We start from the raw sequence: 10,753 nt of genomic DNA, 5'->3' as shown, positions 1-10,753 counted from the left end.
GGCCCGCTCGGCGGGCGGGCCGGACCCCGTGTGCGACCGCCGTGACGTCGGCGTTCAGGACGTCGCCGATATCGCCTCCTGCTGTTCCTTCGCCGCGGCCTCCATCGCCAGCCGCTGCCGGCGCGTGGCCGGCCCGAAGAGGGCTAGCACGACGGCGCCGAGGGTCCAGGTGCCGGCGATGAAGATGAAGACCGCCTGGTAGCCGATGCCGTTGTAGATCCCGGCGATCGTCAGCGGGCCGACCGCGTTCGACAGCCGCCCCAGGCCGTAGGAGATGCTGGTGCCGAGCGAGCGGCCCTTGGTGTCGTAGAGCTCTGGTGAGTACGCGTAGGCCAGGGCGGTGTAGCCGCGCTCGAAGAGGTTGACCAGGAACCCGAAGACAACGATGAGCACCGGGGTGAAGGTCAGTCCGTACATCAGGCCGGACGCGGCGATGATCAGTGCGAAGATCACCAGGCACCACTTGCGCTCGAACCGGTCGGTGACCATCGCGGCGAGGAAGGAGCCGAGCGGTGCGCCGACCGTGGTCAGGGCGACGTAGAAGATCGAGTCCTCCACGCTGACGCCCTCGGCGGCCAGCAGCGTCGGCGCCCAGCTGGAGTAACCGAAGAAGCCGATGGTCTGGGTGATCCACAGCACCGACAGCAGGATCGTGGGGAACAGGAACTTCTTGTCCCTGAGCAGGCCCAGGCCGGACTTGGTGGCCGGGCCCTGCGGCTGCGGGGCCTCCGCAGCGGGCAGCCGGCCGTGCTCGGCTGTCACGCTCGCCTCGATGCGGGCCAGGACGGCCTCGGTCTCCCCGTGGCGACCGCGGGACTCGAGCCACAGCGGGGACTCCTCGAGCTTCCGCATGAAGAGCAGGAACAGCACGCCCAGGGAGCCCCACAGATAGACCAGGCGCCAGGACCAGTCGGAGATCGGCACCACCATGGAGGCGATGAGGTTGGTGGCGGGGGTGCCGCAGATGCCGATGACGATGGCGTACGCCTGGAACTTGCCGCGCTTGGCGCGCGGGTAGAGCTCGCTGATGTAGACGACGGCGACGACGGTCATCGCGGACAGTCCCGCTGAGGTCAGCACGCGGAAGACGCCCAGGGACCAGATGTCCCAGGCGAAGACGCACGCGAACGACCACAGGGCGAACCAGAGCGTGGTCAGGGTGAGCGTGCGCTTGCGGCCCAGCCGGTCGGCAAGCCCGCCGGCCACGATGGAGCCGATGAACATGCCCACGAAGGACAACGAGGTCACATAGGCGATGTGGTTGACGTCGGCGCCCCACTGCTCGCGCACCACCGGGGCCGTGATGGCGAAGGTGTTGATGTCCGCGAACTCGAAGAAGTAGGCGAACGCCACCGCTACGAGGGTGGTTTTGTGGAACTTCGAGATGGGAAGCCGGTCGAGTCGGTTGGCCGCGTTGGTGGTGGGAAGGTGCTGCACTGCACGCTCCTGGGATGGGGACCCGGCGCCGTCGCCGTGTCAGATGTGTAGGTCGGTTGCCTTTTCGGGCCAGTAGAGGCGCATGGGGTTGTCGACCAGCAGGGCATGCTGCTTGGCGGGGGTCGTGGCGACATGGGGGATGTGGTCGACGAGGAGACCGTCGTCGGGCATGTGGTCCTTGAGGTTGGGGTGGGGCCAGTCGGTGCCCCACAGAGCCTGGTCGGTGAACTCGTCGACGACCTTGCGGGCGAACGGCACGACGTCCTGGTAGGCGTGGCGCTCGCCGTCCAGGGCACGCGGCCCGGTGGCGGTCAGGCGCTCGGGGCAGGAGACCTTGACCCAGACGTTGTTGGCCTCGACGAAGCGCAGGAAGCGTGCGAACTCGGGCCCGTCCGGATCCTTGGTGACGTCGGGACGTCCCATGTGGTCCAAGACCAGTGGTACGGGCAGGGAGGCAAAGAACGGCGCAAGGTCGGGCAGGTCGGGAGCCTCGAAGTAGAGGACGACGTGCCACCCCAGAGGTGCGATCCTGCGGGCGATGGTCTCCAGCGCCTCGGTGGGGGCGGCGTCCACGAGGCGCCGGACGAAGTTGAAGCGCACTCCCCGCACTCCGGCGTCGTGCAGGCGCCGCAGTTCCTCCTCGCTGACGTCGGGACGCACCGTGGCCACGCCGCGGGCGCGACCGCCGGCTGCGCGCAGGGCGTCCACCAGGGCGCTGTTGTCGGCGCCGTGGCAGGTGGCCTGCACGATGACGTTGCGCGAGACGCCGAGGTGGTCGCGGAGCGCGAACAGGTCGTGCTTGCCGGCATCGACCGGCGTGTACTTGCGCTCGGGCGCGTACGGGAACTCGGCGGCGGGGCCGAACACGTGGCAGTGGGCGTCCACGGCTCCCTCTGGCAGGGTGAACGCCGGCTTGCTGGGGCCGCGGTGCCAGTCGAGCCAGCCGGGGGTGACGGCGAAGGACTCGTCGGTCATCAGAGCTGCTCCTCGGGTGGTCAGCCGACGTAGGTCAGGCCGAGCTCGGCCAAGGGCCCGCGCATTCCGTACATGTCCAGGCCGAGCTCCCCGGCCTTGAACCGCTCCCGCTTGCTCTCCTCGCCGGCCTCGCGCTTCGCTGCCGCCTCGGCGACCGTGGCGGCCTTCGCGGCGGGCACGACGACGACGCCGTCGGCGTCCGCGACGATCACGTCGCCCGGGTTGACCAGCGCGTTGGCGACGACGACGGGCACGTTGACCGAGCCGAGCGTGGCCTTGACGGTGCCCTTGGCGTTGATGGCGCGGGAGAAGACGGGAAAGTCCATTCGCCGCAGCTCGTCGACGTCGCGGCAGCCGCCGTCGATGACCAGTCCCTTGGCGCCGCGGGCGCGGAGGGAGGTGGCGAGCAGCTCGCCGAAGAAGCCGTCCTCGCTCTCGGTGGTGCAGCCGGCGATGACGACATCGCCCTCCTGCACCTGCTCGGCGGCCACGTGCAGCATCCAGTTGTCGCCGGGCTGCAGCAGCACGGTGACGGCGGTGCCGCAGAGCTTCGCGCCCTCGTAGACGGGCCGGAGATAGGGACGCATCAGGCCGAGGCGGCCCATGGCCTCGTGGACGGTGGCGACCCCGAACTGTGACAGGGCTTCGACCGCCGTACGGTCGGCGCGTTCGATGTTCCGGTGGACGACTCCGAGTTCGTGCATGGTGCGGTTCCTTGCGCTCTCGTGGCTGCGCGGCTGACCGGGAGTGGCCGGCGCGGGGTTGCGGGGCTCAGTGGCCCTGGGCGGTCAGGCGGGCGTCCAGGCGTGGGTAGACACGCCTGGCGTTCCGCTCCTCGACGGCCGCCAAGTCCTCGTCGGAGAGGCCGGTGTTCTCGACGTAGCGGCGGGTGTCGTCGAAGTGATGGCCGGTGCGAGGGTCGATGCCGCGTACGGCGCCGATCATCTCTGAGGCGAACAGGACGTTGGCGTGCGGGATCACGTCCAGCAGCAGATCGATGCCGGGCTGGTGGTAGACGCAGGTGTCGAAGAAGACGTTGCGCAGCAGCGACTCCTCCGGCTCCGGCTTGCCCAGCGCCTGCGCCAGGCCCCGGAAGCGGCCCCAGTGGTACGGCACGGCGCCACCGCCGTGCGGGATGACCAGGCGCAGCTCGGGGAAGTCGGTGAACAGGTCCCCGGTCAGCAGCTGCATGAACGCCGTGGTGTCGGCGTTGAGGTAGTGCGCCCCGGTGGTGTGGAAGGCCGGATTGCAGCTGGTGGAGACGTGCACCATGGCCGGCACGTCCAGCTCGACGAGCTTCTCCCACACCGGGTACCAGGACCGGTCGGTCAGCGGCGGAGCGGTCCAGTGGCCGCCGGAGGGGTCCGGGTTGACGTTGACGGTGACGGCGCCCAGCTCCACCACGGCACGCTCGAGCTCGGGGATGACGGTGGCCGGATCGACCCCCGGTGACTGCGGCAGCATCGCCCCGGGGGCGAAGCGCCCGGGGTACAGCTCGGCGACACGGTGGCACAGGTCGTTGCAGATGCGGGCCCAGGCGGAGGAGGCCGCGTAGTCGCCGATGTGGTGGGCCATGAACGAGGCCCGGGGGGAGAAGACGGTGACGTCGATGCCGCGCTCGTCCATCAGGCGAAGCTGGTTCGCCTCGATCGACTCACGGATCTGGTCGTCGCTGATGGCGGGCCCAGCGGGGTCGGGCTCCCGCGCCGGGTCGGTGAGCGCGGCGACCTGCGCGTCGCGCCACTCCCCCAGGGGAGCCGGTGCGGTCGTGTAGTGCCCGTGGATGTCGATGATCACGCGGTGCTCTCCTGCGTGGTGGTGGGGTCCCAGACGGAAAGGGGTACGAGCAGGTCGCCGGCCATGACGAGGCGGGCGGTGCGCAGCAGCGCGGAACGTGCGATCTGCTGGGGGGCGTCCGGGTCGAGACCGAGGGTGACGGTGAATTCTCCGGACGGGTGCTCGACGGAGACAGTGACCTCCGTGCCTGACAGGTCAGCGGAGACGTCGCGGGCGACGCTGTCTTCGAGCACGCAGGCGGTGGCGGCCGTGACAGCGGCCAGCACGCCGATGGACTGGTGGCACACCCGCGGGATGAGGCTCCGCGTGGAGAGGGTGCCGCCCTGGCGCGGCGGCGCCACCAGCGTCATCTTCGGGTAGTTCTTCTCTGTGACGTCGCCCAGGCCCATGGCTTCGCCGCAGACCAGGCGCAGTGCCTCCACGCGGGCCTTGAGCTCGTTGTCGGCGTCGATCTCCGCCGGTGTCTCGTAGCCGGTGGCGCCCATGCGCTCGGCTGCCACGATCACCAGGGGCTGGCCGTTGTCGATCAGGGTGACGTCGACGGCGCCGACACCGGGGACCTCTACGGTGTCGCGTGTGTTCCCGGTGGGGAGCAGGGAGCCTGCGACGGAGCCGGCGGTGTCCAGGAAGCCGATCTCGACCGGAGCGGCCCCGCCGGGGACACCGTCGATGCGGGCCTGCCCCTCGTAGGAGACATGCCGCACCCCGGCGGGGCCTGCCGGGGTGGCGACGGTGATCTCGGCGACCATGCCGGTGTTGCGGGTGAGCACGCGGGCGGTGGTGAGGTCGGCGGTGGGGACGACCATGCCGGTCTCGATGGCGAACGGCAGCACGGCGGCGAGCATGTTGCCGCAGTTGGACGAGGTGTCGACGGTGTCCCTGCCAGGCTGCATCTGGGCAAAGGTCCACTCCACGTCGACGCCGGGTTCCGTCCCCGGACGCACGAGTCCGACCTTGCTGGTCAGCGGGTGCGCGCCGCCGATGCCGTCGATCTGGCGCGGGTCGGGCGACCCCATCGCGGCCAGCAGCACGGTGTCCCGGACCCCGGTGTCCTCGGGCAGCAGCCGTGCGTCGAAGAACGGTCCCCGCGACGTACCGCCCCGCATGAACAGGCACGGAATCGCGATCTGAGAGCCGCGACGGCGGGTCCCGTGGACCTGGGCGGCTGCTTCGGCGGGCATGGCCACTCCTTCATGAACTGGGGGCGCTGAGGAACCTAAATCATCAACCAGATTGTTGACAAGAAGGTTGACGAAATTGCCAAACGAAGCCCTCGGCGGCCTTGGCCGCAGTCCGCGCGGCTCTAGGCTTCACGTATACAGAACTGCCGACGGAAGAGGCCGAACGAGTGACAGACAAGCTGACAGGCGCAGCCGGACGCCAGTACGTGGCCGAGGCCATCAGGCATTCCTTGAGCTCCGGGGACCTGTCGCCCGGGCAGCGGCTTGTGGAGAACGACCTCGCCGAGTCCTACGGGGCAACCCGCAGCGCCGTCCGCGAGGCTCTGCAGGATCTCGCCGCCGAAGAGATCGTCGAGATCGTCCCTCGCCGCGGAGCCCGCGTCCGGGCGGTGTCCGTCGACGAGGCCATCCAGATCACCGAGTGCCGCTCCGCGCTGGAGCAGCTGTGCGCCATGAAGGCGGCCACGCGGGCGAGCCAGGAGCAGCGCACGGAGCTGCGCCAGATCGGCGCGGAGATGCGGCAGGCCGTCGCGGACGGAGCGGTGCATACCTACTCCATACTCAACCAGCGCCTGCACGAACTGGTGGTCGAGGCCAGCGGCCAAGAGGTGGCCAGGCGCCAACTCGACCGGCTCAACGGACCGATGGTGCGCTTCCAGTTCCGGCTGGCACTGCGCCCCGGCCGTCCCGCCCAGTCCCTGCAGCAGCACTTGGCCATCATCGACGCGATCGCCGGCGGTGATGCCACGGCAGCGGCACGGGCGGCAGCCGCACATCTGGAGGACGTAATCGAGCAACTGCGATCGTCGGCCGCTATGCCGTCCACGCCGGTGCCGACCCGCGTCTGAACGGAAGGTCGCACGCTTGGCTTGACTCTGAAGCTGATCGGAAAATCGATCTTCGGGAGGGCAGGGCGTCAGCATCCGGGCTGCTGGCGGCCCGGATGTCGGGAGTGGGTCGGTCAGGCGGCCGTGGGTTCGAGGGTGACGTGGTGGCCGAGGGTCTGGAGCTGGCGGACGAGGTCGCGGGTCTTGCGTGCGGGGTTGAGGTGGCGTTGGTGCCAGTCGGCGCCGAGTTCCTGGTAGCAGGCGTCAGGGTCGTTGATCAGGTGCCAGGTGATGACGAGCATCGAGCGGGCGACGGCGACCAGGGCTTTGGCGTGGCCGCGGCGTTTGACGATGCGCCGGTAGCGGGCGCCGAGGAAGGTGTCGGTGATCATCAGTTGCACACCAGGAGTAGTACGAGGACCGGATCTCCCGCACCTCGTGCCCTCGCCGTCCTTGAGCGAAGCCACAACCGGGTGCAGGTGCGCCAATCGCGAAGGCACCGGGACCACAGCCCCACCCGACTTCGACCGCTGACTCCGCGCGTTGGGACGCGGGCCCTCCGCAAGGAACAGCTCCAACCCAGGCCCGCCGTACTGAACCTTCTCGATGCGCTTGCCTTCCGGTTCCAGGCCGTGCCGCTTCGCGCAGTTGACGCCGCCACTCCGCGATCTCGTCGTCATCGGAATCAGCGAACCGGACATGCCCCTCGGCGACGAGCCGCTCGATCAGCTCCTGTGCCTTCGCCCGCCGGGCAGGCGCGACAGGCCGCTCCCTGTACGCCATCCGCGGCTCAGCGGGCACCGCTGGCTCACTGCCGCCGGCGAACGCCGGATCGTCAGGGTGATGCCCCTCTCGCAGATAGAACCGCCCGGCTTCGGTGACCTCGACGCGGGCATCGCCACGGCCCTTGTCGATCGACAGAAGCCCACGGTCACGCAGGGCATAGGCCGAGCGCCAGGCGTCCGGCGCCCAAGCACCAGGTTCTTCGCCGACTGCAAGCCGTTCGAGAAGCGCGCGCTGTCGTTCATTGAGGGTGGACCACCGATGCACAGGCTCCAGCCCACACCGCACCACCCCACTTTGGATAGGGGCCGAAAGATCAACGGGCACGAGCGCGAAACAGCCGAAAGGCCATTCCTGCAGTTCAGCGACCCGCGACCGCCCATTGCAGCAGGTCACCGCGTCCGCTGGTCTCTTCCGGGACATCTGAGGGCCCCGGGCCCTCCCCAGTACGGCCGTCAGGCGTCCAACTCACCACACCTGACGGCCGTCACGAACGAGGCCCAGCCGTCTTGCGCGAACGTGATGACCGGGCCGTGCGGGTTCTTGCTGTCACGCACGGGGACGACGGTGGCGAAGTCGTCGGAGACCTCGACGCACTCGCCCCCGTCCTGATTGCTGTAGCTGCTCTTGCGCCAAGTAGCGAACGTCATGTCGAGAGAGCGCACGGTGTTTCCTCCAACAGGCGCAGGACGAACTTCCGCGACTCAGCGGGGGACAAGGCCAGGTCGCGCACTGCATCGTACGCACGCTGCAAACGGTCAACCGGGCCGCATTCTTCGATCAGTTCGCCCCGGTAGCCGTTCTCCATGTATGCCACGGTACGTCCGTCGAGCAAGCGCAGGAACATGACGGTGGCGTTCATCAAGCCATGCGGTCCGACACTCAGCGGCAGGACATGAACCATCACGTCCTGCCTTTCAGCCATCGCCACCAGATGCTCCAGTTGCTTGCGCCATTCCCCCACATCACGCAGCGGAGATCGCAGTACCGCCTCCGAGATGATCGACCGGAACGGCGGCGGCTCCTCCCCCTCCAGCAACTCCCGCCGCCCCATGCGCGCCTCGACCTGCTGCTCCAGTTCCTCACCCCTGAGGCCGCCTGCCGCCAGGAGTTCCCGTGCGTACCCCGGCGTTTGGAGCAGCCCCGGCAAGACGCTGACGGCGAAGTGCCACAGGCTGGTCGCCTCCGCTTCGAGCGCCATGTAGAGCCGATACTGCTCCCGGAACTGCGTATGGTCCCCCCGCGCCAGTTCCCAAAGCGCCAGCAACATCCCCGGTGTCCCGAAGTACTGGTCGAGCGCTTGGACGACCTCGGGACCACCCAGCGTCTCCCCCTTCTCCATCTTCCCGAACAGCGACCAGTCCCACCCCAGCCGCTCCCCGAGCTGCCGCAGGCTGTCACCCTTGCCCGCCCGCAACTGCCGTAACTCCTCAGCGAACCGCTGACGAGGCTCCTGGCTGCGGCCCGTGACCAGGCGTCGCTGCGGCAAGGTGGCTCCTCTCCGTCTGTGGAAGTTGTGGAACATGCACCACCCGGCGCGGAACGGCACCGCGTCGACGGCACGTCCCGGCCAAACCCGGCGGCATTCTCGTAACATGCCGACTACGCACCGTAATTCATCGGATGCGAAGGCGGTGGCCGAATCACGAATCCACCCCCCGTGGGAAGGACGCGCCATGCCCAGCCCGACCCCGAACTCCGGCGGCGCCTCGCTGCCGAGGCGCACGAAGTCCAGCACACTCGTCCCCAAGCTCCAGGAAGCGACCGCCGCCCGCGACGCCCTCGCCGCCGCCCTCACCCAGGCCGGAATCCAGCTCCCCGCCATGGACGTCCGTACGCCGTGGGGCGACCTCGTCCCCGACGACGAAGAGCAGATCCCCCACGACGCCCGCACCCGCCACGCCCTCGTCCACCTCGGCGTCTGCTCGGCTCCCGTCGCCCTCGCCCTCGCCGCTGTCATCGCGAGGGGCACCGCCGGATGACCGACCCGGACCCCACCCACGTACCGGAGCCCGAGCCTGCTCCGCCCTCTCCCCCGCCCGGCACCGCCGTACGCGACACCACCCGCGACCGCGTCGGTGTCGTCATGGGGCACGAGGGCCCCTACCTCCAGCTCCGCCCACTCTCCGGCGGCCGGGAATGGGACGCCGCTCCGGACCACGTCCGGCCGCTCACCCCGGAGGAACTGCTCCGCGCCCGCCTGGCCGAGACGAACGCGCGCAGCAGGACGGGTCTCGGCGTCAGGCAGTTGGGATCGCCTGATCTGTGAGCCCCCGTGCGCCCTAATCCATGCGCCGCTGGTCCTCCTCGCTCCAGGCCTGGGTGTCGCGGGGTGGGACGTAGGGTTCCTTGTCCTCCGGGTGCCCGCCCACGACGGCGCGCTGCCGGGCCAGTTCCGCGTCGAACTCCAGGCCGAGCAGGATCGCGATGTTGCTGATCCACAGCCACACCAGGAAGATGATCACCCCGGCCAGGGTCCCGTAGGTCTTGTTGTAGGAGGCGAAGTTCGCCACGTAGAGCGCGAACCCGGCCGAGGCGATCATCCAGATCAGCAGGGCCAGGACGCTGCCCGGGGTGATCCACTTGAAGCCGCGGCCCTTCACGTTGGGCGCCGCCCAGTACAGGAGCGCGATCATGATGGTGACGAGGATGACCAGCACCGGCCATTTCACGTAGGACCAGACCGTCAGTGCCGTGTCCCCGATGCCCAGAGCCTCTCCGACGTCACGGGCCAGACCTCCGGTGAACACCACGATCACCGCGCTGATCCCCGTCAGTACCAGCAGCGCCACCGTCACGCCCACCCGCACCGGCAGCACCTTCCACACCGGACGGCCCTCCGGGATGTCGTACACGACGTTGGCGCTGCGGATGAAGGCCCCGACATAGCCGGAGGCCGCCCACACCGCCAGGATCAGGCCCACGACGGCCATGACCGAACCGACCCCTCCACCGCCCTGCAACTGCCGCACCGCGTCGCTGAGGATGTCGCGTACCGCCCCCGGGGCCAGCTTCTGCAGGTTGTCCAGGACCTGGTCGGTCGCCGACTGTCCGGCGAGGCCGAGGATCGACACCAGCACCAGCAGGGCCGGGAACAGTGACAGCACGCCGTAGTACGTCAGCGCCGCGGCCCGGTCGGTGAGTTCGTCGTCCTGGAACTCCCGCACCGTGCGCTTCAGCACGGCCCGCCAGGAGCGCTTCGACAGCTGTGTCGGCTCCTCCGGCGCCTGCCGCTCCACCTCCTCATCCGGCCCCGCCGCCCGGTCCGGTTCCGGTCCGGACGACTCCGGCGGCGCGCTTTTCCGGTGCTCAGACCTCGATAGCCGTGACATACGTCCGGAGTACCCGATATGGCCGGTTCATTCGGTGCGGGGCCCAGAGATCCATCACGCCCACTTTGCGAATTCCCGAGAAGGGCCCGACGAAGGACTCCGTGACGGCCCTGCGGCAATGTCCTGTTCCGGTCCGCGGCAAGCGCTGGTCATCGACCGGGAAGCGATTGCCCAAGATTGCTTCAACGTCCGCCAAGATTCCGCAACGCAGGCGGCCGGTCCAGGATTCGGACGTACGTTCCTCACCGTGAATTCAGAGCCCGCTCCCCACAGAGCCGCCGGCCTCGTGCCGACCACATCCGCCGCCGCGACCTCGACCAGGACCGGTCGGCGTTCCCTTCTCCGCGCCGCGCTGACCGGCACCGCCGTCCTCGGCACCGGTCTCGCCGTCGGCGCACCCTCCGCCGCTGCCGCGACACCC

Annotated in this window: 12 protein-coding genes; 3 read left to right on the top strand and 9 right to left on the bottom strand. The window is 69.3% G+C overall.

The window, feature by feature from the left end; all coding sequences use genetic code 11:
• Positions 1 to 54 precede the first annotated feature (54 nt).
• From FNH08_RS32790 to FNH08_RS32770, 5 genes are all read right to left on the bottom strand, one after another.
• Positions 55 to 1,437, bottom strand: a complete 1,383-nt coding sequence (locus FNH08_RS32790) for an MFS transporter (RefSeq protein ID WP_322725891.1) — start codon at positions 1,435 to 1,437, stop codon at positions 55 to 57.
• A gap of 39 nt (positions 1,438 to 1,476) precedes the next feature.
• Entirely contained in the window at positions 1,477 to 2,412 is a 936-nt protein-coding gene (locus tag FNH08_RS32785) for an amidohydrolase family protein (RefSeq protein WP_152775160.1), read from the bottom strand.
• Positions 2,413 to 2,432: 20 nt separating this feature from the next.
• Positions 2,433 to 3,116: a 4-carboxy-4-hydroxy-2-oxoadipate aldolase/oxaloacetate decarboxylase gene (gene ligK, locus FNH08_RS32780; protein ID WP_152775159.1), complete on the bottom strand. Its 684-nt coding sequence runs from the start codon at positions 3,114 to 3,116 to the stop codon at positions 2,433 to 2,435.
• Positions 3,117 to 3,183: 67 nt separating this feature from the next.
• Positions 3,184 to 4,209, bottom strand: coding sequence for an amidohydrolase family protein (locus tag FNH08_RS32775; RefSeq protein ID WP_322725890.1), 1,026 nt, complete (start codon positions 4,207 to 4,209; stop codon positions 3,184 to 3,186).
• The gene (locus FNH08_RS32770) at positions 4,206 to 5,390 is read right to left on the bottom strand and encodes a 4-oxalomesaconate tautomerase (protein WP_152775157.1); all 1,185 of its coding nucleotides are present in this window, start codon (positions 5,388 to 5,390) and stop codon (positions 4,206 to 4,208) included. The genes FNH08_RS32775 and FNH08_RS32770 overlap by 4 nt, the downstream gene beginning before the upstream one ends.
• A gap of 167 nt (positions 5,391 to 5,557) precedes the next feature.
• Here FNH08_RS32770 and FNH08_RS32765 point away from each other — a divergent pair, with 167 nt between their 5' ends.
• Positions 5,558 to 6,238 (top strand): GntR family transcriptional regulator, encoded by a 681-nt coding sequence (locus tag FNH08_RS32765; protein WP_322725889.1) that lies wholly within the window; start codon positions 5,558 to 5,560, stop codon positions 6,236 to 6,238.
• Positions 6,239 to 6,351: 113 nt separating this feature from the next.
• On the opposite strand, the gene FNH08_RS51045 is transcribed toward FNH08_RS32765, so the two are convergent.
• The 3 genes from FNH08_RS51045 to FNH08_RS32750 form a co-directional block, all read right to left on the bottom strand.
• Positions 6,352 to 6,609 (bottom strand): hypothetical protein, encoded by a 258-nt coding sequence (locus FNH08_RS51045; protein WP_194238692.1) that lies wholly within the window; start codon positions 6,607 to 6,609, stop codon positions 6,352 to 6,354.
• Positions 6,610 to 7,455: 846 nt separating this feature from the next.
• Positions 7,456 to 7,665: a DUF397 domain-containing protein gene (locus FNH08_RS32755; protein WP_322725888.1), complete on the bottom strand. Its 210-nt coding sequence runs from the start codon at positions 7,663 to 7,665 to the stop codon at positions 7,456 to 7,458.
• The gene (locus FNH08_RS32750) at positions 7,647 to 8,489 is read right to left on the bottom strand and encodes a helix-turn-helix domain-containing protein (protein ID WP_152775155.1); all 843 of its coding nucleotides are present in this window, start codon (positions 8,487 to 8,489) and stop codon (positions 7,647 to 7,649) included. Before FNH08_RS32750 ends, FNH08_RS32755 begins: the two co-directional genes overlap by 19 nt.
• A gap of 187 nt (positions 8,490 to 8,676) precedes the next feature.
• On the opposite strand from FNH08_RS32750, the gene FNH08_RS32745 reads away from it, so the two are divergent.
• A complete protein-coding gene (locus FNH08_RS32745) occupies positions 8,677 to 8,982 on the top strand; it encodes a hypothetical protein (RefSeq protein WP_228034492.1) in 306 nt (101 codons plus the stop codon).
• On the top strand, positions 8,979 to 9,269 hold the full coding sequence (locus FNH08_RS53680; RefSeq protein ID WP_322725887.1) for a hypothetical protein: 291 nt from the start codon (positions 8,979 to 8,981) through the stop codon (positions 9,267 to 9,269). Before FNH08_RS32745 ends, FNH08_RS53680 begins: the two co-directional genes overlap by 4 nt.
• A 13-nt stretch (positions 9,270 to 9,282) precedes the next feature.
• On the opposite strand, the gene FNH08_RS32735 is transcribed toward FNH08_RS53680, so the two are convergent.
• A complete protein-coding gene (locus FNH08_RS32735) occupies positions 9,283 to 10,332 on the bottom strand; it encodes a YihY/virulence factor BrkB family protein (RefSeq protein WP_152775154.1) in 1,050 nt (349 codons plus the stop codon).
• Positions 10,333 to 10,753 lie beyond the last annotated feature (421 nt).

The organism is Streptomyces spongiae, from assembly GCF_009377185.1.
In the GTDB taxonomy this organism is placed as follows: Bacteria; Actinomycetota; Actinomycetes; order Streptomycetales; family Streptomycetaceae; genus Streptomyces; species Streptomyces spongiae.
Note: the sequence above shows the minus strand (reverse complement) of the source record. Positions and strands in the feature narration are given on the sequence as shown.

What these genes read in the sequence shown, in the direction of transcription:
- FNH08_RS32785 (WP_152775160.1), bottom strand. Translation starts at nt 2,412, where the DNA reads ATGACCGACGAGTCCTTCGCCGTCACCCCCGGCTGGCTCGACTGGCAC.
- ligK (WP_152775159.1), bottom strand. Translation starts at nt 3,116, where the DNA reads ATGCACGAACTCGGAGTCGTCCACCGGAACATCGAACGCGCCGACCGT.
- FNH08_RS32770 (WP_152775157.1), bottom strand. Translation starts at nt 5,390, where the DNA reads ATGCCCGCCGAAGCAGCCGCCCAGGTCCACGGGACCCGCCGTCGCGGC.
- FNH08_RS51045 (WP_194238692.1), bottom strand. Translation starts at nt 6,609, where the DNA reads ATGATCACCGACACCTTCCTCGGCGCCCGCTACCGGCGCATCGTCAAA.
- FNH08_RS32745 (WP_228034492.1), top strand. Translation starts at nt 8,677, where the DNA reads ATGCCCAGCCCGACCCCGAACTCCGGCGGCGCCTCGCTGCCGAGGCGC.
- FNH08_RS53680 (WP_322725887.1), top strand. Translation starts at nt 8,979, where the DNA reads ATGACCGACCCGGACCCCACCCACGTACCGGAGCCCGAGCCTGCTCCG.
- FNH08_RS32735 (WP_152775154.1), bottom strand. Translation starts at nt 10,332, where the DNA reads ATGTCACGGCTATCGAGGTCTGAGCACCGGAAAAGCGCGCCGCCGGAG.